A 25,200-nucleotide genomic window follows, 5' to 3' on the forward strand; every position below is an offset into this window, starting at 1 on the left:
CTCTGAACGGAAATCTATAGGTACATCTACACAATATTTTTGATTGCTCGCTATCTCGTTGCTCAAAATGTCATCTATGTACATAAACTGTGTTAACATACTGCCTCCAATTGAACACAAGAAAGAATATTCGCCAACAGGGACAAAAGCAGCAATAACTCCGCTTTGACTGGTAATATTATATACCTGATTCTCAACCGGAATACTATAAGGACAATATGAATAACCAGGAATATCACTTGGAGAGAAATAAACACTTGAACCATTAACATTTACACTATTCGAATGAACGGTCAAAGTTATCATATCAGTATAAGGCATATAATATCCCGGCGGTGTTACAGTAGCAAAAATAAAGTCATCACAAGCTTGTTCCCTACAAGCAACCATAGTCATTGAAGGATATTCGCTTTTAACAGATGTTGTGTAGTAAAAAGTACAAGGTTTATCCGAATTAAAACCTATTGAACTATTTGAATAATACATTCCGTATGAGTCACCTTTATTTAAAGTTACAAGAGGAGTATCATCCAAATATGTTATGTGAGTATCATCATATAAACCTGTAATTGTTATAAAAACACCATCGCCACCTGTTAAACCCATCATAACGGCAGCGAGCTGTTTACCATAATATTTAACCGGTATGGCTTGATCATAAATATGCGAAGCTCTATTTAAATATTGCGAATATACATTTTCGACAGTCTCAGCTGCTAAAGAATTTCCTTGAAATAATGCAATTTGTCCGCCTTGAACCACCTCAACCCAGGAGCCGGTTAAACCGAATTTATATTCCTGATTATAGCTGCCGGCCGGATGCTCCGCACCAACCATATATACCTGTCCCCGGTTTAGGGTTATCTCAAAAGGAATATCTTTTGGTTTGCCGTTATTAGTTGCTAACTTTGGCGTAATACGGACGCGGGTATTATTGGTCGTAGCAAGGATTGCAAATTGTGCAGCAAAAACTTCTCCGCAACTATTCAAATAATACCTCGTACCATTTGTAGTAACCGAATACTCTTTCCCTAAACATCTTGTAGGTAATAATAAAGTCGGTTCAAATGAATTTATTGCCGAGTTAGAAGCAAATATACAGACATCCTCAGTAGTAGTTATCAGTAAACCTGTATTAACAATATTTCCATAAATATCAGTATATGCTTCGTTATATGGGATTGTCAACTCTAATCTTTGCCATGCAGTAACAGTAAAGTTTTGACTATACCCTGTATTAGGATTAGATACCGTTCCAGAGCAGTTATATCTTGAAGCAATGGTAAGTTTTAAAAATTCGTATGACGGGGCATGTCCTCCGCCATTGGGCCTACAACCATAATTACCATTTTTCATAAAGGTAACCCAAAACTCTTTACCTTCAGTTGAAGGTGATCCGTCTTGAGAATAAAGGCTAATTTGAAATAAAAAAAATGATAAAACAAATGATATTATTTTGATAAAATCTCTCATAAAATAAAAAAAAACAACTAACGTTAACGTAAAAATTTAATATGCAGAGATATAACATAAAGCGAAAATATATCTATGCATTTTTATTATATTCGCAAATGTAATAAAAATTATTAAAAAATCAAATTAATATTAATGAGAATTAATTTCTTTATGAGGTCTTTTATTTTTTCCTAACTACCAACTGTCCATTAATGTAGTCAACAACTTTTACACTTTCTCCTTTATTAATCCAATCACCTTCCGTTACGGCATCATACACGTCATCATTCAGAATTATTTTCCCAGAAGGTCTTAAAATTGAGAATGCTTCAGCGGTCATATTTATCATTTGTGTATATTTCCGATTAGCGGTACTGTATCCTTGATCCGTATTTTGGACATCATTTAAAGCAATCTTAATATGCCTGTTATTTGTAGTAAGTAATTTCTTTGCGAGATAAACGCATATAACAAAAGCAAGGGTTATTGCAATTATTACGGTTAAGATAGCTGTAGCTAACATTCCCAGATGTTCGTAGTTAACCCTAAGTCCGTTATTTGGAATCATAGCATATGTTAATCCGAAAAGCATAAGCGCAATACCGGAAATTCCGGCAACTCCGAAACCCGGAATGACAAATATTTCAAGAGCGAGTAAAATAAATCCTAATACAAAAACTACTATTTCCCAATTTGCCACCAATCCGGCTGCATAAAGCGGAAAGAAATACAAGACAACTCCGAGTATTGCAATAACTAAAGGCAATCCTATTCCCGGAGTTTGTAATTCAAAATAAATTCCACCGATAATCATCATAATTAAAAGTCCGCTTATTAGCGGCTTAATTAAAAATCCAATAATTTTATCAAGTACAGTAAGTTTTTGGGTAATAACAACAGGATCATTTAATTTTGCTTTCCCAACAACTTCCGAGATATTTTCGGCTTTTCCTTCACAATATCCATTTATTATGGCTTCCTCAGTTGTGAAAGTAAGCACTTTTCCTTTAGAAGAAATTCCTTCGATTTCAACCTCCGGATCAACCATTGCTTCTGCAATTTTTGGATTTCTATTATTTGTTTCCGCTGTAGCACGCAACATGGACCTCATAAATGACTGGTATTTATCCGGCATTTGTTCGCTTTCCTGATTTACAACTGTAGCCGCACCTATATTTGAACCGGGACGCATGTAAATACTATCGCAGGCTATTGATATCAAAGCTCCTGCAGATGCAGCATTGTTGTCGATAAACGCATAAACCGGAATATCCGAATTAAGTATCTTAGTTCTGATAGAATCGGCATCTACAAGAGTTCCTCCGTACGTATTCAAATGAATAATTATCAATCGTGCATTATTTTTATGCGCTTCATCAAAACCTAATTTTACCTTTCGCCATGTGTGAGGAGCTATTTCATCCATCAGTTCAATTACATAAACTGTATCATGAATGTTATTATCTTCTAAATTTCCCTCTGTTTTGGCTTGAAGTGCACAAGCGGTCATAATGCAACCCAAAAATAAAATTGTCAAAATATAAAATACACGTTTATTCATAAATGTTTTTTGCAAAGTTATATTTTTTCTCAAAAAAACCGCTGATTTTCAAATAAAATATCTATCTTTGCAATCCGATTTGAATTAGTGAAAATTATTGGCATTTTTGTTAATCAAGTCACTGTTAATAAACAAATTATTATGTCTAACCTGATTGTGCCAATCAATCAAATAAAAATTTTTATGTCAGAAGAAATTAAAGACACTGCTGTTGAAAACCAAGAAGCAGAAATTACGAATGAAGAAACTAAGGTAGTGAACGAAACTCCGGAAGTTATTACAGAAACAGAAAAGGAAAAAGAAGAAATTGCAGAAGAACCTGCTATTGAAGAAAAGCCTATTGTTAAAGAAGTTGTTAAACAACGTGTTGATTGGAACACTTTAGGTAAAGATAAAGAAATTTATTCCTCTAAAGAACGCGAAGACCTTGAAAATCTTTATTCGAACACTTTAAATCAAATCACAGATCATGAAGTAATTAACGGCACCATTGTAGGACTTACTCCTCGCGAGGTTTTTATTAATATCGGTTTTAAATCAGACGGTATTATCCCCGCATCAGAGTTTAAATACAGACCAAATCTTAAAGTCGGTGATATTGTAGAAGTTTATGTTGAAAGTCAAGAAGACTCTACAGGTCAATTACAATTATCACACAAAAAAGCTAAACTACTCAAATCTTGGGATAGAGTTAATCAAGCTTTTGAAAATGATGAAATTATTACAGGACATATTATTAGCCGTACCAAAGGCGGTTTAATTGTTGAAGTATTCGGTATTGAAGCTTTCTTACCCGGTTCTCAAATTGATGTTAAACCAATTAGGGATTATGATATGTTTGTTGACAAAACAATGGAATTCAAGGTTGTAAAAATTAACCATGAATTTAAAAACGTTGTTGTTTCTCATAAAGCTCTTATTGAAGACGAACTTGAAGCTCAAAAAGTTGAAATTATTGCTCGCCTTGAAAAAGGTCAAGTTCTTGAAGGTACTGTTAAAAATATCACAACTTACGGCGTATTCATAGATTTAGGTGGAGTTGACGGATTAATACATATAACCGATTTAAGTTGGGGAAGAATTAATCATCCTGAAGAAATAGTAAAACTTGACGAGAAGATACAAGTTGTTATTCTTGATTTCGATGACAATAAAAAACGTATTGCATTAGGTTTAAAACAATTATCTCCACATCCATGGGAATCTTTAGATGCTGATCTTAAAGTTGGCGATAGAGTTAAAGGAAAAGTTGTAGTTTTGGCTGATTACGGTGCTTTTATCGAAATTGCTCCGGGCGTTGAAGGTTTAATTCACGTTTCTGAGATGAGCTGGTCACAACATTTACGTACAGCTCAAGATTTCTTGAAAGTAGGTGACGATGTTGAAGCAGTTATTTTAACTTTAGATAAAGATGCTCGCAAAATGTCTCTCGGTATTAAACAATTAATTCCGGATCCATGGGCAAGCATCACAGAAAAATATCCTATAGGTTCAAGACATACCGCTGTTGTTAGAAACTTCACTACTTTCGGTATCTTTGTTGAACTTGAAGAAGGTGTTGACGGTTTAATTCACATTTCCGATTTATCTTGGAACAAGAAAATCAAACATCCGGCAGAATTCACTAAAGTTGGTGAACCTCTTGAAGTTGTTGTTCTTGATATTGATACTGAAAATCGCAGATTCAGCTTAGGCCACAAACAAATTGAAGATAATCCTTGGGAAGCTTACGCTGAAATATTTACAGAAGGTTCTATTCATCCGGGAACTGTTGTTGCTGCAACAGATAAAGGTTTAACTGTAAATCTTCCTGATGATGTTGAAGGTTTCTGTCCAAGCAGACACGCAATAAAAGAAGACGGAAGCAATATTAAGGTTGGCGAAACATTGGATTTCAAAGTTATTGAATTTAATAAAGCTAATAAACGTATTGTTGTTTCTCATTCTAAAGTGTTCCAAGATATAGCTGCCGCCGAAAAAGCTAAAGAATACGAAAGCAAATCGGGTAAAAAATCCGCTATTCAAGAGTTGAATGAAAGCAATGAAGTTACTACTCTTGGCGATTTGGCAGAACTTGCTAATTTAAAAAGCAAAATGGAAGAAGACGCTGAAAAGTAGTCTATGCCAATAAAAATAACCATACTCGGATCTAATTCCGCAGTACCATCAACACACCGTTGGACATCGGCTCAGTATATGACTGTCGGAGGCAACGGTGTGTTGCTTGATTGCGGCGAAGGAACACAAATTCGCCTCAAAATGTTCGGAATAAAATTAAATTCCATAAATCAAATCTATATAACACATCTTCACGGCGATCATTTTTTCGGATTAATAGGGTTAATCTCTACTTTCCATTTGATAGGTCGCAATAAACCATTAACTATCTTCGGCCCAAAAGAACTTGAAGAAGTCATTCGATTTCAATTAGATGTTTCTAATTCTTTTTTAAGTTATGAAGTTACATTTGTTCCAACAAATCCGGCCGAACAGGAGATAATCTTCGAAGATAAACACTATTCCGTAACAAGTTTTCCGCTTAAACACAGTGTAAGCACAACAGGTTTTCTGTTTAAAGAAAAAGAGAAACCGGCAAATGTGAAGAAAGATTTTATCATTCAGCATGATTTAAGTATTGAACAAATAACCGATATTAAAAACGGGAATGATTTTATTGATAAAGACGGTAATGTTCACAAACATGCAAGTATAACTTACAATAAACTGCTATCAAATTCTTACGCTTATTGTACAGATACAATGTATATGCCGGAAATAATTCCTATTATAGATAATTGCGATGCGGTTTATCATGAAGCAACTTTCTTGTCGGATTTACAGCATCTTGCTGTTGAAAAATATCATGCAACGGCAAGAGAAGCAGCATTGATAGCGAAGAATGCTCACGCGAAAAAATTAATTATCGGACATTTTTCAAAAAGATATAAAACTACTGACGCACTCATTGCCGAAGCAACAGAAATCTTTCCCAATACGATAGCTGCCGAAGATGGAATGGTGATATCAATCAGCTAATTTTACAGTATGCTGATTATCGCATAAAAATGATAAAATAATACCTAATTTTTGAATAAAGTTGAAAGATGTTTATAATCTTTGCATTATTGAAGTTATTATCTTTGAAATTCTCTTCATTTTCTATATTGAACTAAAATTTAAAAATTCATAATCATGTTAATAATCAATTCTCCATCTAATTTCCCACCGTTTAACATTGCTACAGAAGAATATTTGATTAAGAATTTCAGTGATGATATTTTTCTATTATATATTAATGAACCAACTATTATTGTAGGTATAAACCAGAATACTCTCGCAGAAATTAACCTTGAATATATTAAGGCAACCAATATCAATGTGGTACGACGATTATCCGGCGGCGGTGCGGTTTTTCATGATCTCGGCAATTTGAATTTTTCATTTATCACAAATATTTCAGGGAATAAAAAAATTGACTTCAGAAAATATACTCAACCGATAATTAATGCTATGCAAAATATCGGAATTAATGCGGAATTTGAAGGTCGAAACGATTTAACTATCGACAAAAAGAAATTCAGCGGAAATGCTTCTCATATTTACAAAAACCGGATTTGTCATCATGGAACTTTGTTGTTTGATACCGATTTAACCCGTCTTTCCAAGTCATTAAATCCAAAAGAAGACAAATTTGAAGGAAAGGCAGTAAAGTCGGTAAAAAGTCGTGTTACCAATATCAAAGATTATTTAAAAGAAAATTATACTATTGAAGAATTTACAAGCTACATTATCAATCAGGTAATTAAAGATATTAATGATGCGGAAGCATATAAATTTTCCGAAAAGGACACTCAAAGCATCAATTTGCTTGTTGAAAATAAATATAACACTTGGGAGTGGAATTTCGGAAAATCTCCCAAATACAATTTCAACAAATCTATAAAAACTTCTGCCGGAAGAATTGAATTATATATTTATGTTGAAAAAGGGCTGATAAAAGAAATTAGTATCTACGGTGATTTCTTCGGAACAAAGCCCGTTAAAGAATTTACGGATTTACTGATCGGAAAGGAACATAAAGAGGATGATATAATCTCAATTTTAGAAATTACAGATGTTAATGATTATTTTTCGGGATTTGAAAAAGAAGATTTGAAATCCTTGTTCTTCTGATTGTTGAATAGACAGGATGATAAAATTTTAAGGATTAACTTTTTAAAATAACGATTAATAAATTAAATTGATTATTAATATAATTCGTTAATTCTTCATATTTCATCATTCTGTCTATAGAATTCTATTCACTTTTCTTTTCTTCCGCAGGTGCTGTTGCCCCTTCTCCGTTTTTCTTGCGTATATGCGTCATTTTATTAAACACCTTGATAACAAGAAATATTGAAAAAGCAATAATAAGAAAATCAATGGTAACTTGTATGAAATTACCATAATTAAGTGTTACAGCAGGATTTGTTTCTGTAGCTTTCTTAAGAACAATACTCAAATCGGAGAAATGTACACCGCCAATTAATACCCCCAGACACGGCATAATAATATCATTTACCAAAGAAGTAACTATTTTGCCGAAAGCCGCTCCAATAACCACACCGACAGCCATGTCAACAACGTTCCCTTTAAGAGCAAATTCTTTAAACTCTTGTAATGTTTTACTTTTCATTTTTTTATATTTAATAAACAATTTCGAAAATAATTAAAAAAAGCTGTCTTCATAAAAATAAAGACAGCTTTTTTATTATTTAAACATAATTCTTATCTAACAATAAGTTTAGTTGTAATTGAACCTGCATCTGTGCTGATTCTTACAAAATACATTCCTGTATTAAAGCCAGACGTGTTAATAGTTGTTTGTGTGCTATTAACTTTAGCAGAATATACAATTTGTCCGACATTATTAACTATTTGAATACTATTAATATCTTTATTTGATTCAATAGTAACCATATCTGATGTAGGATTAGGATAAATTTTAGTTGTTACATTATTAACGGCAAACTCTTCAACACCTAACTCATTAATTTTAAGAGTACAAGGAATTTCAAAAAGTTCATTATTAACATCATTGGTAGCAATACTAACAGTAGCTTCGTATGTTCCTACTTCCAATCCTTCAGAATCCAAAATAATATCGAAAGTTGCACTATTTCCTGCAGAAATAGAACCATAAGTATCTCCTTCTAATGATAGCCAGCAACCCGGGATAACATCACCTTCTGCATATGCTCTAATCATAAAATTACCGTTACCAAGATCTGGTTGAATAACATGCAATTGTCCCCATGAACCACCATTTGTTCTTCTCCAGTCTCCATTTTCAACAGCAGGACCACCATCAGTAGCCATAAGACCACTTTCACCTACAGGTTGTGTTCCTTCAAAAGCAACCCAAATATCCTGTCCACTTAATAATACAGGTTCAGGTAAAGTTAATTCATTCCAATAATTAACAATTGGATTATTGATTGTTATTTCTGTAAGAACTTCTCCGGGAGAATTGTAAGCAGCACCTTGTCCATATACACGAGCTGTAAGCTTATTATCACTTGTTGGGTTAGGTAAGAAGAAAGAAACTTTAGTAATGTAAGTACCAACCATGTCACAATAAACAGACAAAGGATATTTTGCTGCAAACTCCATAACAGGAGGTTCAGTAGCTTGGTTGTAATAAAGGTTTACAGGTTCATTACTATTACAATAAGTTAATGTGAAGCTTGCTTTTTCTCCTGATTTACCTTCATCAATAAAACTAGCCCATGACACATAATCACCTATACTGGTTCCGGTATTATTTATATTAACTGGAGTTATAAAAGTTTCACCGGATCCTTCAAGAGTTTCTTCACTAATAGAATTCGGAGTTACTGCCAAAGATGGAGCACCACCGCCAACACCACCAAAAACAAAATTATCTATATAAAATACTGATCCTGTTTCAGGAGGATAAAAATCAACTGCACCGAGTTGTCTTAAACCTGCACCGCCATCTTCAATAAGGCTGAATTGCCATTCTAATATTTGAGTACCGTTAATATCAAGTGTAGCGAGGTCATTATCCAAATCAACTACAAAAGATACTGGGAACCAAGCATCGCTCACAGCAGTAAAATTAGTAATATTACCATCTTGTTGAACATAAGTACCTAATGCAGGCATATTTGTATCATCTGTAATATTAAAATGAATACCTATTGCCCATTCGCTATTGGTGCCATTAAAATTATGTAATAAATTAAAATATGCAGGTGCGGTTCCGGGAATATACATATCAAAGTCTATTGTGAAAGAACCTGTGGTTTTATCACCAGTCATGAATATCAAATCAGCTCCCCAAGATATTTTAGCAGAATTGGGAGTTGAAGAAGCTTGTTCAACTGTAATTAATCCGTCTTCAGAAGTACCGGGAAGATTTGACCAAGTACGCCACCAGTCCGGATATGATTGAGCTACATAAGCACCGGCTGATAACTCATCAAAATTTGTTTCAAAAATAGCATTTGCAACAGGAGTAAATACTATATCATCAATATAAAAATCAGACATTCCGGCTGTTGGAGGATAAATATTCATAGCATCAATTATTCTTGGACATCCGTCACCAAATGAACCTAAAGTATATTGCCATTCATAAACTAATCCGTCATTAATGTAAAATTCCGTATTATCCGTATCAAGATCAATGATAAGTTTAATATTTACCCACTCATCATGGTTAAATGTAAAAGTTGTAGCCGACTCTGCACCAGCATCAATAGCACCAACTCCCGGAGCAGTACCGTCTTTATTAAAATATACTTGAGTTGCCCAAGTACTTGAAGTACCGGCAAAATCTGCAAGTATATTAAAATAACCACACTTACTTGCAGGCACGAACATTTTCATTGTAAATTCCCATACACCGGAAGTTTTTCCGCCAAGTAAAAGTACTTGATCGTTACCATAAGTAAGACTACCAACCTTATTACCACTAACATCGGCAATAACACCATCTTCAGCTCCACCAGGAGCATTTGACCAAGTTGTCCAATAATTTCTGCCCATACCTTGAGCTTGTTGAGCCAATTTTCCGCCAACTGTATAGTCGGAAAAATTTTCAGTAACTTGCGCATTTAATCCGAAAATAATTAATGCACAAACCGTTGAAAGTAAAAGTTTTTTCATAATCAAATAATTTTCAAGTTAATAATTTATTAATTTTATCATTTTATTCATTTCAGACGTCAAAGGTATAAAATTTTTAATAAACTATTTACATTTTTATTAATTCTTTTTTACAATTTGATTATTTTTTTTACTTTTCTAAAATCATTTCCTTTTATTTCAATAAAATAAATTCCTGATTTATATTTTTCCATATTAATAATACAAAATTCAGAAGGTATTACAGACTCCAATACTTCTCCGTTTATATTGTATAACCTAATATTTTTGACTGTTATATCTGAATTATTTTCAAAATCTATATTTACATAATCAGAAACAGGATTCGGATAAACAATAATATCGGTCGTAAGATCAAAATTATTTATACCTGCATTTCCTGTTCCGTTAAAATCATCTATACAAAAATATGAGGTAATAGTAAGTCCGTATTCATTTTTCCTCGATGCGTCCAAGTCAAAGCCAACATTTACAATTTCACCGAGTACAGAAAGATCAAACCAAGTCCATTCTTCAATAATATAATGTTCATTGGGATTATCGGAACGGAAATCGGCTAAATAAAATTCTGTTGTAGTAGTTTCTCCTTCAGAATTTTCTCCTGTTGCTATAATTTTGTACCAATCGCCTTGGCCGAAGGGATCACCCATATAAGTATCTCCGTTAAGCATGGTGTAATAAGTCCAAGCGCTGTTTGTTACATAAACACCTTTAACTTGCATACTACTATTTTCAGGCATCGTTACCATTGATAATCCGCCATAAGGAGGATAAACCACTCCAAAGTTTTTTGAATCTTTATATCCGGAACCAACAACATTATAAAATTGCCCTTCAATATTATTATCCGGATCAAACTCTTTTGTTGTGTGGTTGGAAACAGCAAATCCTTCCCAATAATCCCATTCTTCAGTAAATGAATTTCCAAAGAAAAATGTTCCGGAAGTAAATCCGTCCAATGATTCGTCTCCCTGATAATGCGATTCGTTCGCAAGTTCAAAATCTTCGAATGTTGCCGTTTGGCAAAACACATTAGTTGCAAACATTAATATTGCAACAATACTTAGTAATTTTTTTGTCATGATGTAAAAATTTAGGTTAATAAAAAAATTAATTACATCATAGATTTCGGAGTAAATGAAATATTAACTGCGGGTAGGCAATCAACCGCTCTTCTTCCCGAAAGCTACGATTTAACGCTACGGCAGGTCTTCTGGCTTGTTTCCGAATTGTTCTCCTTCCCATTGAAAACTCAACAGTGGATAATGAACATTCTTAACGAAACTTACAGCTACGGGGATAGCTCCTGATTTTCACAGGATTCCCTTTTAATCATAAGAACCGTATGTCAGTTGCAAAGATAATATATTTAGAAGAAAAACGAATGATTTATTTAGATTAATGAACAAATAAAAATCGTTCATTTTTTATCTTTTTCCTATCTTTGCATTTCAAATAAAAAACCTCACAGTAATGACAGAAACAACAAAATGTTTAATAATCGGTTCGGGTCCTGCCGGTTATACAGCAGGGATTTATACCTCAAGAGCCAACCTGAAACCTATATTATATACCGGACTTCAAATGGGCGGTCAGCTTACAATTACTACTGATATCGAAAATTTCCCGGGACATCCTGAAGGTATTGCCGGACCGAAACTTATGGCTGAAATTGAAAAACAAGCAGCAAAGTTCGGAACCGATATTAGATTCGGAGCTGTAGAAAAAGTAGATTTTTCTGAAAGACCGTTCAAAGTTTATGCAGACGACGGAAAAATGATTCTTGCGGAAACTGTAATCATTGCAACAGGTGCTTCAGCAAAATACATCGGACTTGAATCGGAAAACAAATTTAAAGGTCAGGGCGTTTCTGCTTGTGCTACTTGCGACGGTTTCTTCTATAAAGGAATGGATGTTGCGGTTGTCGGAGGTGGAGATACGGCTACGGAAGAAGCAGTTTACCTTTCAACTTTGTGCAATAAAGTTTACCTCATTCATCGTCGTGATGAACTCAGAGCTTCAAAAATTATGCAAAAAAAGGTTTTTAACACTCCAAACATAGAAGTACTTTGGTCGCATACTACAAAAGAAATCCTTGGTGATGAAAACGGTGTTAACGGTGCAATACTACACAATATTAAAACAAACACTTTACATAAAATTGATATTGCCGGATTTTTTGTAGCAATCGGTCATCACCCGAATACTGAAATCTTCAGAGAATTTATCGAATGTGATAAAGACGGATATATCTGTACCGCACCGGATTCCACAAAAACAAATATTCCGGGTGTATATGCCGCCGGAGATGTTCAAGACCCTAATTACCGACAGGCAGTTACTGCCGCCGGAACAGGATGTATAGCAGCAATAGAAGTAGAAAGATTTTTGAATGAGATAGTTTAATAATCTCAGAATTGAAATTTAAATAATATAATTAAGAGAGATAAATAATAAAAAAAGATGGTCGTATTTTTCAAACATAGCAACATAATATTTGTAACTGAAATGAATCATTATCCAAATAATGAGGAAATTTCAAAACTTTCATGGCTTTTCGGTAATGCGGAATATATTGATTCCGATAGTGTAGAAGGTTTTTTTATCGGCCCAAGAAAGGAAATGATTACTCCTTGGAGTACAAATGCGGTTGAAATTACTCAAAATGCCGGAATTCACGGAATTAGTAGAATCGAAGAATTCTTCAAATATAATCCTGAAGATCCTTTTGATCCGATGTTACAAATGAAATATGAAAACCTCAATCAATTTGTTTTTAAAACAGATAGAGTGGCCGAGCCTATTATATATGTGAAAAATATTGCCGAATATAATAAGAAAGAAGGACTTGCTCTTAGCGAGGACGAAATTAATTACCTTGAAAGTCTCAGTAAATCTTTAGGCCGCGAACTTACCGACAGTGAAGTTTTCGGTTTCTCACAAATTAACTCGGAACATTGTAGACACAAAATATTTAACGGCACTTTTATTATTGACGGAAAAGAAATGCCTTCGTCATTGTTCGGACTTATCAAAAAAACTTCGAAAGAAAATCCAAACAGCATTGTTTCGGCTTATAAAGATAACGTAGCTTTTATTAAAGGTCCAATTATCGAGCAATTTGCTCCGAAAACGCATGAAACTTCAGACTATTTTGAAGTTAGCGATATTGAAACCGTTCTTTCATTAAAAGCCGAAACGCATAATTTCCCGACTACTGTTGAGCCTTTCAATGGCGCTGCTACCGGTAGCGGCGGAGAAATTCGCGATAGACTCGGCGGCGGAAAAGGTTCTTTACCTTTAGCCGGAACAGCAGTTTACATGACTTCTTACCCTCGTAACGGGAATAATAACTGGGAAAAAAATATTCCGGCCAGACATTGGCTATATCAATCGCCGGAAGACATTCTGATAAAAGCTTCTAACGGAGCCAGCGATTTCGGAAATAAATTCGGACAACCGCTGATCTGCGGAAGTGTACTCACCTTTGAACATTTTTCAAAGAATAGAAAATTCGGTTTCGACAAAGTAATTATGCTTGCCGGAGGTGTCGGATTTACAAAATCAAAAGACAGTATCAAAGCTTTACCGGAAAAAGGCGACGTAATTGTTTTGCTCGGCGGCGACAACTACAGAATAGGTATGGGTGGCGGCGCTGTTTCTTCGGTAAACACCGGCGAATATCAAAATCTTATTGAGCTTAATGCCGTTCAACGGTCTAATCCTGAAATGCAAAAACGTGTAGCCAACACTATACGCTCTTTGGTTGAAATGACTGACAATCCGATTATTTCTATTCATGACCACGGTGCCGGCGGTCATTTAAATTCTTTCTCAGAATTAGTTGAAAACAACGGCGGCATCATTTATCTTGACCAACTTCCTGTTGGCGACCCTACCCTTTCGGACAAAGAAATTATCGGAAACGAATCGCAGGAAAGAATGGGTTTAATCATTAAAAAAGAACATATTTCGTTGCTTAGAAAAATTGCCGAAAGAGAACGCTCGCCGTTCTACATAGTCGGTGAAGTTACCGATGATATGAGGTTTGTTGTTGTTGATAACCGTGACGGAGAAAAGCCGATTGATCTTTCCTTAAATGATTTCTTCGGAAATCCGCCCAAGACCATTCTTACAGATAAAAGTATAGAGATTATTACTCCTGAAGACAAAAAGTTAAATATAGAAGATTTTGATATAGACGACATTGAAGAACATTTGATGCAGGTTCTTTCAATGGAATCGGTTGCATGTAAGGATTGGCTGACTAATAAAGTTGATCGTTCAGTAGGCGGAAAAACTGCAATGCAACAATGTACCGGCGTTTTTCATCTTCCGTTAAATAATCTTGGTGCAATGGCTTTAGATTATAAAGGTAAGAAGGGAATCGCAACATCTATAGGCCACGCTCCCGTTGCTGCTCTCCTTGATCCTGCCGAAGCGTCACGATTAGCCGTTTGTGAAGCTCTCACAAATATAGTTTGGGCACCCATCAACGACGGAATTAAAGGAGTTTCACTAAGTGCAAACTGGATGTGGCCGGCAAAAGTCGAAGGTGAAAACGCACGCCTTTACAAAGCTGCCGAGGCCATCAGTAATTTCTGTATTGATCTTGGAATCAATATTCCTACCGGAAAGGATTCGCTTTCTATGACACAAAAATATCCAGATGGGGAAAACGTATTTTCACCCGGAACCGTTATCGTTTCCGCTGCAGGCGAAGTTACAGACATCAATAAAATCATTTCTCCTGTAATTAAAAATATTTCAAAATCCAAATTACTTTACATCGATTTTTCAAAATCAGAATTTAACTTGGGCGGAACTGTTTTTGCACAAACGCAAAATTCGCTCGGCAATGAAACCGCAACCACCGGCGATGCAGAATATGTAAAAAACACTTTCAATGCTATTCAAGAATTAATAAACAAAAATCTCATAATTGCTGGTCATGATGTTTCGGCAGGCGGACTAATTACAACTTTGCTTGAAATGACTTTCAGCACGGTAAATCTCGGTATTAATGCGGATTTTAATGTTTTCGAAAATGAAAACATCTACAATATTGCTTTCAGCGAAAAACCCGCGGTTGTTATTCAAATTACCGATTTGAATGAGGTTGCAAAGATTCTTTCATCTTACGGTGTTGAATTCTACAATTTCGGTGATGTTACAAAAAATGATCTTCTGACAATCAATTACAATGATGATGATATTGAATTTCAGATTTCAGATCTTAGAGATATTTGGAACAGGCCTTCATTCTTATTTAACAGCAAACAAATTGCCGGAGATCTTGCAATTCAAAGATATTTCAATATGTTTGACCAGCCCCTGATTTATAAATACGGCAAAGATTTTACAGGAAAAGCAAAAGACTACGGAATTGACTTGAATAGAAAAAGTTTCTCCGGAATTAAGGCCGCTATTATAAGAGAAAAAGGTTGTCAGTGCGACCGTGAGATGGCGTACGTGCTTTACCTCGCAGGATTTGATGTTAAGGATGTTCATGTTACTGATTTGATGAGCGGCAGGGAAACTCTTGAAGACATAAATATGATTGTTTTTGTCGGCGGGTTTTCCCATTCGGATGTTCTTGGATCAGCTAAAGGTTGGGCGGCGGCCTTTAAATATAATGACAGGGCAAGAACAACTCTTGAAAATTTCTACAAACGAAAAGATACTTTAAGTCTTGGCGTTTGCAATGGTTGTCAACTAATGATGCAACTCGAATTAATTACTCCCGAACTTGAAATTAAACCGCAAATGCTGCATAACGATTCGCATAAATTCGAATCGGCATTTATAAATGTAGATATTCACGAAAACAATTCTGTAATGCTTTCGTCGCTTTCCGGTTACAGGCTCGGAGTATGGATTGCTCACGGCGAAGGAAAATTTGATCTGGCGTTGGATAAGTCTAATTATAATATACCGGCAACATATTCTTATTCCGAATATCCCGGAAATCCTAACGGTTCCGACTATGAAGCTGCTGCTTTATGCTCTGCAGACGGAAGACATCTCGCAATAATGCCTCATTTGGAGCGCTCTTTCCTGGCATGGCAATGGCCTTACCGTACCCGCGAGAATGATGAGATAACGCCTTGGATTTTGGCATTTGTTAATGCCCGGAAGTGGATTGAAGAAAGAGTTGAGAAATGAAAATAAGTGCTTTCACAATTGTTCGAGATGCCGATAGGTTTGATTTTCAAATTGAAGAATCAATCCGTTCGGTATTACCAATCGTTGATGAATTTATTGTAAATGTCGGAAAGAGCAATGATAACACTTTACAGTTGGTGAAAAATATTGATTCCGATAAAATTCGAATCATAGAATCGGTATGGGATACCTCTAAATATGACAGAGGAGGCCAAATTTTCGCACATCAAACCAACTTAATGTTGAAGGAATGTAAAGGCGATTGGTGCATATATTTACAAGCCGACGAAGTTTTACATGAGGAAGCAATGCCTGAAATAAAATATGCTTGCAAAAAATATCTTAATGATATTTTAATAGATGGTTTCTTGTTAAGGTATGTACACATTTATGGGGATTATAAGCATTATATTCCCGCACGGCATGTTGCATATCCTAAAGAGGTGCGAATAGTAAGAAATGATAAAGATATCCACTCTTGGAGAGATGCTCAATCTTTCAGGAAAATAAAAAATTTCGATTACCAAGATTACTACAGGACAAAAGACACGCAAATGCTCAGATGTATTTTACTCGACAATGCTTTTATATTTCATTACGGTTGGTCTCGAGATCCATATAAAATGGTAAAAAAAATTATTGTTCAAAAAAGTTTGCATGATGGAATAGCTAATATAAACTATAAGGAACAACCATATCATGATTACGGAAATATCAGTTGTTTTCCCGAATTTAAAGGAAGTCACCCGAAAGTAATGGACGAAAGAATTAGAAATATGAATTGGCAAAAAGTATTATCATATTCAGGAGCCAACCCGAATATGAATAAGATTTTTCCTGTTAAATACAGAATTATCAATTTTATTGAAAGCTTTCTTCCTCATGGAAATCGATTATGGGGATTTAAAAATTATAAACAAAAAGGAATATTTAAGAACTAAATATTATTGAATGGGTATGACTGTTTGAAACTATATTAATTCTATAAATAACACGAATTTATATTTGAAAATCATTTCCAACAAAGTCAAATTAATAAACCTTAAAACTTAAGTAAATTTATATATTTCTATTGCCACAAATATATAAATTTAGAACTAAATTTCATCAATATTAAATTATAAGAAACTTATTCATCTTATCAACATTATCTACTTAATATACAAGCTTCCTTTTTTCTATTAACATTTCCATTCTTTTATATTTCCATCCAAAAAACAATTATTCAAATAAAATTCATTATTTTTGTCAATTATTATTTTTAATAAATTATTGTAATAAAACAAAACAAATGAATAAAATAGTTTTAGTTACAGGCGCTACTTCAGGATTCGGAGAAGCAATTGCGGAAATCTATGCCAAAAATAATTTCGATCTTATAATTACCGGAAGAAGGAAAGAAAGATTAGAAGATGTAAAGAAACATCTTGAACTTACTTATAAAATCAATGTCTTAGCTTTGAATTTCGACGTACGCGATAAAGATTCCGTTTTCAATGCGATAGAATCTTTACCTGAAAAATGGAAAAACATTGATATACTTATCAATAACGCCGGACTTGCACTTGGTTCATTAGGAATTCAAGACGGAGATCTTGAAGATTGGGAAACAATGATTGATACAAATATTAAGGGATTATTATATGTTACTAAAGCTGTTGTTCCGTTTATGATAAAACGAAACACCGGACATATTGTAAATATGGGTTCAACATCAAGTAAGGAAACTTATCCGGGAGGAAATGTTTACTGCGGAACGAAACATGCCGTTCAAGGCATTACAGACGGAATGCGACAGGATCTTATTCAATACGGAATTAAAGTTACGCAACTTTGTCCCGGTATGGCCGAAACGGAATTCTCCCTTGTTCGTTTCAAAGGAAACAAAGAAAAAGCAGACAATGTTTATAAGGATATAACTCCACTAACGGCGGAGGATGTTGCGCAAATAACATTTTTTGTAACATCGTCTTTAGCGTCGCATGTTGAAATACGAGACATCGTTATATCTTGTCAACAACAAGCCAACTCTTTCGTAGTTTGCAGAAATTCAAAATAATAAAATATATTAAACAATAAAATATGGAAATAAAAAGACTCTTCGATCTTCTTCCTCATTATGAGGAATCGTTCAAACCTAAAGACGATGTTCTTGCAGGTAAAGAAAACAATGAATGGAAAAAATACAACATCAAAGAATTTCGCGAAATCGTTGATAATTTGTCGTTTGCCTTTATGCAACTCGGCGTTGAAAAAAACGATAACATCGCTACAGTAACTAACAACCGTCCCGAGTGGAATTTTATCGACATGTCGGTTATGCAAGTCGGAGCTGTTCATGTTCCTATATATCCTACCATAAGCATTGAAGACTATAACCACATCTTAAATCATGCTCAAATCAAATATCTTTTTCTTTCAGGAATGGCCATGTATAAAAAACTTGAGCCAATCATCGGAAATATGGAACATTTAAAAGGTGTTTATATTTTTAATGATGAAGCAGGTTTACCGAATTGGAAGGAATTGCTTCATCTCGGTGAACAAAATCAGAACAAAGAAAAACTCGAAGAAATAAAAGCTTCCATCACAATAAATGATCCGGCAACTTTGATTTATACTTCCGGTACAACAGGAATACAAAAAGGAGTATTGCTATCTCATCTGGGAATTATAACAAACTTTATGGGCGTGCATAAAACTCCGGATTTTGGCGACGGCACCCGTGCGTTAAGTTTGTTGCCGCTTTCGCATGTTTATGAAAGAGCTTTAAACTATCTATATTTATATCTCGGAATTGCAATTTATTACGCAGAAAGCATTCCGAAATTTCAAGCCAATTGCCTTGAAATCAAACCTTACATGATGTGCTGCGTACCGCGCGTGTTGGAAAAACTATATGATGGCATCATGGCTAAAGGTCGTAAACTTAAGGGAATAAAGAAAGGAATGTTTTTCTGGGCGGTTAGAATTGCGGAAAAATATGAACTGAATGGAGCTAACGGCGCTTGGTATCAATTAAAATGGAAGATAGCTTACAAATTGGTTTTAAGCAAATGGAAAGAAGCAATCGGCGGTAATTTCAGGATTGTTGTTTCCGGCGGTTCGGCACTAAACCCCAAACTCTGCAGAATATTCCATGCGGCATTGATTCCAATATACGAAGGATACGGATTAACTGAAACTTCTCCGGTTATTGCGGTTTCTCAACCTCCACCAAAAGGTTTGAAAATAGGAACAGTTGGGCCTCCGTTACCGGGAATTGAAGTTCGCATTGCCGAAGATGGCGAGATTTTATCAAGAGGTCCTAATATCATGATAGGATATTACCGTCAATCCGAACTTAATAAAACCGTTATTGATAATGAAGGTTGGTTTCATACCGGCGATATAGGCAGATTCGATGAAGACGGTCATTTGATAATTACCGGTAGAAAGAAAGAAAATTTCAAAACATCAGGCGGAAAATGGATTGCTCCTCAACCGATAGAGAACAAACTTACCGAATCATCATTTATTGAAACTGCGGTTGTTTTAGGCGAAAATCAAAAAATGGCCGGTGCCTTAATAATTCCGAACTTCGAGCATTTAAAATCTTGGTGTCAAATTAAAGGCATTCCTTATACTACAAACGAAGAGATGATTCAAAACAAAACTATCATAGAAAGAATCCGAAAAGAAGTTGATAAAGTTAATGTAACTTTAGGCGGAACTGAAAAAATAGGTCCTATTTTGTTAATCGCCGACACTTGGAGTGTTGACACAGGTGAATTATCTGCTACTCTTAAGGTTAAGCGTAATGTCATTTTTAAAAGATATGCCGACGAAATAGAGAAAATGTTTAACTAAATCTTTGACGGCAGTGCCCATTAAAAGGATAGATTCAAAAATTTCCTTTTGGGTTTTTGTGGTTTTGAAGATTGATTTTTAATTAAAATAATTATATGGCTAAAGTTACTCGTATATTCGACATTTTAGATCATTGCGCCGAAAGGTTTTCCGAAAACAATGAAATTCTCGGCGGAAAAGAAGGAAAAGTCTGGGTAACATATTCTACTACGGAATATATTGATTATGCCAACAATGTAAGTAACGGATTGTTGGCTATGGGATTGAAAAAAGGCGATAAAGTTGCGATAATAAGCAACAGCATGCCCGAATGGAATTTCTTCGACATGGGTACGATGCAAGCCGGAATAATCAATGTCCCTATTTATCCTACAATAAGTGAATCGGAACATATTTATATCCTAAATCATAGCGATGTCGAATATGTTTTTATCAGCGGTTACGACATGTTACGAAGAATTGAAACCATTCTACCGCAATGTCCTAATATCAAGAAAGTGATCACATTAAAACCTATCGAAGGTTATGAAAGCATTTACGATATCATGGAACTGGGAAAGAACAACAAAGATTATTTCAATCTTAATTCCATAAAAACCGATATAAGCTGTGATGATATTGCTACAATTATTTATACTTCCGGAACTACCGGAACTCCGAAAGGAGTAATGCTTTCGCACAAAAATATCGTTAGTAATTTCCTTGGGGTTGTTCATATCCCTGCTTTCAAACCATACAGAAGAGCAATAAGTTATCTCCCTCTTTGTCATGTTTACGAACGAATGATTATTTACATGTATCAATACTTGGGATTGAGTCTTTTTTATGCCGAAAACATTCCCCGCATTGCAGATAACTTCAAAGAAGTCAAACCTTACATTATGTGCTCGGTTCCGCGTTTGATTGAAAAAACTTTTGATAAAATTATTAATACCGGAAAACAACTAACCGGAATTAAGCATAAATTGTTCTTTTGGGCTGTTGCTCTCGCGGAAAGATTTGAACTCAACGGTGCTAACGGATTCTTTTATGAGTTTAAACGCGCTATAGCTGATAAATTGATTTACAGTAAATGGAGACAAGCCGTAGGTGGAAATATGGGAATAATTGTTTCGGGCGGAGCTGCTATCTCAGAGAAACTCGTTAGAATTTTCACTTGCGCTAAAATCAACATTTTCCCGGGTTACGGACTTACGGAAACTTCTCCTGTAATTTCTGTTACTACTTTCAGAGATGAAGAAAGAGGATTTAATGCTGTAGGCGGAATTATGGCACAGAATCAGGTTAAGATTGCGGACGACGGTGAAATCCTGACAAAAGGTCCTTCGCTGATGGTAGGATATTACAAAGCTCCGGAACTTACTGCCGAAGTTATTGATAAAGACGGATGGTTTCACACAGGCGACCTCGGAAGGTTGGAAAAAGACGGTAAACTTCTGATTATCACAGGAAGAAAAAAATCTCTTTTCAAAAATTCTTTCGGTAAATATATTAATCCCGATTATGTAGAAAACTACATCAAAGAATCACAACTAATTGATAATGCAATGGTTGTCGGAGAGAATCAAAAATACTGCGCCGCTCTTATCGTTCCTGATTTTATGAATCTACAAAGCTGGTGTAAATCTCAAAACCTGCATTTTAATTCTGTTGAAGAAATGGTTACATCCAAACAAGTAATAGAAAAGTACAGGAAAGATCTTCTTGAATTGAATAAAGGACTAAGTTCTACCGAAAAAATAAGCAATTTTGTTCTGCTTCCGACCGAATGGACGGTAGATTCCGGAGAACTCTCTGCAGCATTGAAAGTGAAAAGACATTTTGTTGCAAATAAATATAAAGACGAAATCAGCAATTTGTTTACGTAACACAAGACGCGTTTTAATACTTACTTTTAATGGAGATTAAGAAAAAGAAGAGGGTTATTATTTCCGTAATCAACGATCTTGTTACAGATCAGCGGGTTCATAAAGTTGCTACAAGTTTGCACAACAATGGTTACGAAGTTCTGCTTATTGGTAGGATTATGCAGTACACTTATGCTCCTGTAAAAAGAGAATATGCTACAAAACGATTCAAAATATTATTTAAACGGAAAGCAATATTTTATATTAGTTACAATATCAGGCTTTTCTTATATCTGCTTTTTGTTCGTGCCGATATTTTTCTTTCCAATGATACGGATACATTGCTTGCAAACTATTATGCCGCCAAAATAAGAAGGAAAAAATTAGTTTTCGACGCACACGAAATGTTCCCCGAATTACCTGAACTCGTAGGAAGGAAAAGAGTACGGAAAGTTTGGGAAACAATTGAGAATCATTTGTTCCCAAAATTAAAATATTCATATACGGTTTGTCAGCCCATAGCCGACATCTACAAGGAAATGTTCGGAATTAACATGCAAGTTATCCGTAACGTTCCTATTACAAAACCATATATTAAAAGACAAAATGAAAAGCACGATAAATTTATCCTTCTTTATCAAGGCGCAATTAATATAGGAAGAGGTTTGGATAGGATGATAGACGCTATGCAATATATTGATAATATGGTGTTTTATATTGCCGGCGACGGCGATATTGTTCTTGAAATGAAGAAGTATGTTGAGGATAGAAAATTAAACGAGAAAGTCGAATTTCTTGGAAGGATTCCGTTTGAGGAACTTGCCGAAATTACGTCTTCCGCCGATTTGGGTATCAGTTTATTAGATAATCTCGGATTAAATTATTATTATTCTTTGCCGAATAGAATATTCGATTTTGCACATGCTGGCGTTCCGGTTTTAGCTACCGATTTTCCCGAAATACACAATATCCTAACGGAATATTCAATCGGAGAATTAATTACTGACGAAAGTCCTGAAGCATTGGCAAATTCAATTAAGGAAGCCATTGAAAAATGGACGAAAATGGATCCTGATACAAGGAACAACATCTTCTTTCGGGCGAGGAAGGAACTTTGCTGGGAGCAGGAAGAAAAGAAACTGATAGAGATCTTCGAAAGTTAAAAGGCTCTCGGAGTTAACGCATATCTAAATGTTTACCAACATCTTAATCTCCTTTATAGATTCGGAATACAATATTTTTTAAAATCTATTTGTGAAAAATTCGTATTTTTGTCAAAAATTTACATAAAACCCGGAATTAATTTTTTGTTTGTTATATTAATTCAGGGTATTAATTCTGATGAACAACCTTAAACTAAAACATACACTTAACTTTATACTATTATTATTTTTGTCAATATCACAGTCATTGGCAAGTAATCCTTTTCTGCCTATGATAGGTAAATCTTACGGGGAATATGCAATGGCTATGAAACGTATTCATTATGAGTTAGATATTATTGAACAGGAGCAAGCCTACAACTTGATGACATATATGGATGAAGCGGTTAAATTGGCAAAAAACAGTCATTGGGAATTAGAAGCAAAAATACTACATATAACTTACAACTTTCGCACAAAAACTCGTCTGGCCCCGGATAATACCTATACTATTGAAGATGTGATAAGAGATTACAAAACTATATACGATGAAGCTGAAAAGGAAGGAGATAATATTATCCGATTAAGGTCATTACGTGCACTTATGAATGCTTATTATGTCTTTGTAAAAGATTATGATCTTACTTTTGAAACTGCAAAAATACTTGAAAAAGAATTGGGTTCCATTTCCTCGAAAGAATTACCGGATAAACTTTATACATATTGCGAGATAGCCGGAATGCATTTTAAATTCCGTAATTACACAGAAGCCGAATTATTCTACAATAAGATAATTGAGGATACTGAGGCAAACCATTGTTCTTTACTGGAACCTGCTTTTAACGGATTAGGGCTGATTTGCCGTTATTATTATGATGATCTTGAAACTTCCGATATGTATTTTTATCGAATGCTGGATGTTACTAAACATGAAGAGACACACAACGACCACCATTTGGCTTGGAAAGGAGTTGCGAAAGGAAATATCGGGGTGAATTTATTTCTTCGCAAAAAATATGAAGAAGCTATCCCTTTGTTGAAATTTGCTCAAGAGCAATTGGCTCAATTTATGGATTATTCATTTGCTTTCAGCACGGCCGTAACATTGGCCGATATATTTCTGAAACAAAATAAAATTGCAGAAGCAAAAGAATATATTGATCTGGCCACTGAATATATAAATAATACGCATCCCCAAAAATCACATTCAAAATTATATCCGATATTAGCTAAATATTATATTATAACCCAGAATGACCATTTGGCGATGACATATAAGGATTCTGCATTTATTGCTCAGAAAGAGGAATATGAAGAATATAATGCATTGAAATTATTATATGTAGAACAAAGAAATTGGAATTTGGAGCAAAAAGCAAAGGAAGATGAACTGAATGCCGAGCATCTTCGCGCCGTTAATTACAGAAAATTAGCAATAACTATAGGAATAGGAACCCTGATAGTTATAATATTGTTTTTGATTATCTTTATTTCATATCGTAAAAAAAATAATACTTACCGTGCATTGGTAAAGAATAATAAAGAATGGGCTCGTTCACGAACTCCCAAAACAGAACCAAATAATACCGACACAAATATTTTAAATAAACCTACATCTGCGGAACTCGAGTTTATGAAACAAATTCAAACAATGATTGAAGAGGAAAAACTATATACTAATCCTGAGTTTGATTTATCAAGCTTAGCCGACAAATTAAACACAAACCGTACCTATTTATCGGCAATAATAAACCATTGCACGGGAAAAAGTTTCACAAACTTTATTAATGATTATCGAATAAGTGAAGCTATACAAATTATATCGTCTCCTGCGAAAATTCTTCCAACTATAGATGAAATAGCCTACAGAGCAGGGTTTAATGATCGAAAAAGCCTCTATAGAGTCTTTAAAAAAGTTACAGGATTAACTCCTTCCGAATTCAGAGCTAACGTAAATAAGGAATCTGCAGACTAATCTTACTTCCATTCTATTGATAAGAGTATTTCA

The 25,200-nt window shown here is 34.7% G+C and carries 16 protein-coding genes and 1 riboswitch; of the genes, 11 read left to right on the forward strand and 5 right to left on the reverse strand.

Features of this window, described 5'->3' with window-relative positions:
- Together LBP67_03095 and LBP67_03100 are read right to left on the reverse strand one after the other, a co-directional pair.
- On the reverse strand, nucleotides 1–1,473 hold a 1,473-nt coding region (locus LBP67_03095; GenBank protein ID MDR2083960.1), incomplete at its 3' end, for an IgGFc-binding protein.
- Nucleotides 1,474–1,636: 163 nt separating this feature from the next.
- On the reverse strand, nucleotides 1,637–3,016 hold the full coding sequence (locus LBP67_03100) for a nodulation protein NfeD (GenBank protein ID MDR2083961.1): 1,380 nt from the start codon (nucleotides 3,014–3,016) through the stop codon (nucleotides 1,637–1,639).
- Nucleotides 3,017–3,199: 183 nt separating this feature from the next.
- On the opposite strand from LBP67_03100, the gene rpsA reads away from it, so the two are divergent.
- The 3 genes from rpsA to LBP67_03115 all read left to right on the forward strand — a co-directional run bounded on the left by rpsA (nucleotide 3,200) and on the right by LBP67_03115 (nucleotide 7,189).
- Complete coding sequence (gene rpsA / locus LBP67_03105) at nucleotides 3,200–5,134, forward strand: 30S ribosomal protein S1 (GenBank protein ID MDR2083962.1); 1,935 nt, start codon at nucleotides 3,200–3,202, stop codon at nucleotides 5,132–5,134.
- Between the two features lie 3 nt (nucleotides 5,135–5,137).
- Entirely contained in the window at nucleotides 5,138–6,052 is a 915-nt protein-coding gene (locus LBP67_03110; GenBank protein MDR2083963.1) for a ribonuclease Z, read from the forward strand.
- Nucleotides 6,053–6,208: 156 nt separating this feature from the next.
- A complete protein-coding gene (locus tag LBP67_03115; GenBank protein ID MDR2083964.1) occupies nucleotides 6,209–7,189 on the forward strand; it encodes a lipoate--protein ligase in 981 nt (326 codons plus the stop codon).
- Nucleotides 7,190–7,313: 124 nt separating this feature from the next.
- Here the strand turns inward: LBP67_03115 and mscL are convergent, their stop codons facing one another.
- From mscL to LBP67_03130, 3 genes are all read right to left on the reverse strand, one after another.
- Nucleotides 7,314–7,691, reverse strand: a complete 378-nt coding sequence (gene mscL / locus LBP67_03120; protein ID MDR2083965.1) for a large-conductance mechanosensitive channel protein MscL — start codon at nucleotides 7,689–7,691, stop codon at nucleotides 7,314–7,316.
- A gap of 92 nt (nucleotides 7,692–7,783) precedes the next feature.
- Entirely contained in the window at nucleotides 7,784–10,189 is a 2,406-nt protein-coding gene (locus LBP67_03125) for a T9SS type A sorting domain-containing protein (protein ID MDR2083966.1), read from the reverse strand.
- 110 nt (nucleotides 10,190–10,299) lie between these two features.
- Nucleotides 10,300–11,271: a DUF4465 domain-containing protein gene (locus LBP67_03130; protein MDR2083967.1), complete on the reverse strand. Its 972-nt coding sequence runs from the start codon at nucleotides 11,269–11,271 to the stop codon at nucleotides 10,300–10,302.
- 103 nt (nucleotides 11,272–11,374) lie between these two features.
- Nucleotides 11,375–11,550, reverse strand: a riboswitch (cobalamin riboswitch).
- 112 nt (nucleotides 11,551–11,662) lie between these two features.
- Between LBP67_03130 and trxB the strand changes: the two genes are divergently transcribed.
- The 8 genes from trxB to LBP67_03170 all read left to right on the forward strand — a co-directional run bounded on the left by trxB (nucleotide 11,663) and on the right by LBP67_03170 (nucleotide 25,167).
- Complete coding sequence (gene trxB / locus LBP67_03135; protein MDR2083968.1) at nucleotides 11,663–12,595, forward strand: thioredoxin-disulfide reductase; 933 nt, start codon at nucleotides 11,663–11,665, stop codon at nucleotides 12,593–12,595.
- A 57-nt stretch (nucleotides 12,596–12,652) separates the two neighbouring features.
- Nucleotides 12,653–16,354 carry a phosphoribosylformylglycinamidine synthase gene (purL, locus tag LBP67_03140; protein ID MDR2083969.1) on the forward strand — a complete coding sequence of 1,234 codons (3,702 nt, stop codon included), beginning with the start codon at nucleotides 12,653–12,655 and terminating at the stop codon, nucleotides 16,352–16,354.
- Nucleotides 16,351–17,295 (forward strand): hypothetical protein, encoded by a 945-nt coding sequence (locus LBP67_03145; protein ID MDR2083970.1) that lies wholly within the window; start codon nucleotides 16,351–16,353, stop codon nucleotides 17,293–17,295. The genes purL and LBP67_03145 overlap by 4 nt, the downstream gene beginning before the upstream one ends.
- Nucleotides 17,296–17,645: 350 nt before the next feature.
- A complete protein-coding gene (locus tag LBP67_03150; protein ID MDR2083971.1) occupies nucleotides 17,646–18,413 on the forward strand; it encodes an SDR family NAD(P)-dependent oxidoreductase in 768 nt (255 codons plus the stop codon).
- Between the two features lie 23 nt (nucleotides 18,414–18,436).
- Nucleotides 18,437–20,203 (forward strand): long-chain fatty acid--CoA ligase, encoded by a 1,767-nt coding sequence (locus LBP67_03155; protein ID MDR2083972.1) that lies wholly within the window; start codon nucleotides 18,437–18,439, stop codon nucleotides 20,201–20,203.
- Between the two features lie 95 nt (nucleotides 20,204–20,298).
- Complete coding sequence (locus tag LBP67_03160) at nucleotides 20,299–22,071, forward strand: long-chain fatty acid--CoA ligase (GenBank protein MDR2083973.1); 1,773 nt, start codon at nucleotides 20,299–20,301, stop codon at nucleotides 22,069–22,071.
- A 29-nt stretch (nucleotides 22,072–22,100) separates the two neighbouring features.
- Nucleotides 22,101–23,213 carry a glycosyltransferase gene (locus LBP67_03165; protein ID MDR2083974.1) on the forward strand — a complete coding sequence of 371 codons (1,113 nt, stop codon included), beginning with the start codon at nucleotides 22,101–22,103 and terminating at the stop codon, nucleotides 23,211–23,213.
- Between the two features lie 178 nt (nucleotides 23,214–23,391).
- A complete protein-coding gene (locus tag LBP67_03170) occupies nucleotides 23,392–25,167 on the forward strand; it encodes a helix-turn-helix domain-containing protein (protein MDR2083975.1) in 1,776 nt (591 codons plus the stop codon).
- Nucleotides 25,168–25,200: the final 33 nt, after the last annotated feature.

Source organism: Bacteroidales bacterium, from assembly GCA_031276035.1.
Classification (GTDB): Bacteria; Bacteroidota; Bacteroidia; order Bacteroidales; family BM520; genus RGIG7150.

Excerpts from the sequence above, each read along its gene's own strand:
- mscL (MDR2083965.1), bottom strand. The coding sequence starts at position 7,691 with ATGAAAAGTAAAACATTACAAGAGTTTAAAGAATTTGCTCTTAAAGGG.
- LBP67_03125 (MDR2083966.1), bottom strand. The coding sequence starts at position 10,189 with ATGAAAAAACTTTTACTTTCAACGGTTTGTGCATTAATTATTTTCGGA.
- LBP67_03170 (MDR2083975.1), top strand. The coding sequence starts at position 23,392 with ATGAACAACCTTAAACTAAAACATACACTTAACTTTATACTATTATTA.
- LBP67_03130 (MDR2083967.1), bottom strand. The coding sequence starts at position 11,271 with ATGACAAAAAAATTACTAAGTATTGTTGCAATATTAATGTTTGCAACT.
- LBP67_03155 (MDR2083972.1), top strand. The coding sequence starts at position 18,437 with ATGGAAATAAAAAGACTCTTCGATCTTCTTCCTCATTATGAGGAATCG.
- LBP67_03160 (MDR2083973.1), top strand. The coding sequence starts at position 20,299 with ATGGCTAAAGTTACTCGTATATTCGACATTTTAGATCATTGCGCCGAA.
- LBP67_03165 (MDR2083974.1), top strand. The coding sequence starts at position 22,101 with ATGGAGATTAAGAAAAAGAAGAGGGTTATTATTTCCGTAATCAACGAT.
- LBP67_03145 (MDR2083970.1), top strand. The coding sequence starts at position 16,351 with ATGAAAATAAGTGCTTTCACAATTGTTCGAGATGCCGATAGGTTTGAT.
- LBP67_03115 (MDR2083964.1), top strand. The coding sequence starts at position 6,209 with ATGTTAATAATCAATTCTCCATCTAATTTCCCACCGTTTAACATTGCT.
- purL (MDR2083969.1), top strand. The coding sequence starts at position 12,653 with ATGGTCGTATTTTTCAAACATAGCAACATAATATTTGTAACTGAAATG.
- trxB (MDR2083968.1), top strand. The coding sequence starts at position 11,663 with ATGACAGAAACAACAAAATGTTTAATAATCGGTTCGGGTCCTGCCGGT.
- LBP67_03150 (MDR2083971.1), top strand. The coding sequence starts at position 17,646 with ATGAATAAAATAGTTTTAGTTACAGGCGCTACTTCAGGATTCGGAGAA.
- rpsA (MDR2083962.1), top strand. The coding sequence starts at position 3,200 with ATGTCAGAAGAAATTAAAGACACTGCTGTTGAAAACCAAGAAGCAGAA.
- LBP67_03100 (MDR2083961.1), bottom strand. The coding sequence starts at position 3,016 with ATGAATAAACGTGTATTTTATATTTTGACAATTTTATTTTTGGGTTGC.
- LBP67_03110 (MDR2083963.1), top strand. The coding sequence starts at position 5,138 with ATGCCAATAAAAATAACCATACTCGGATCTAATTCCGCAGTACCATCA.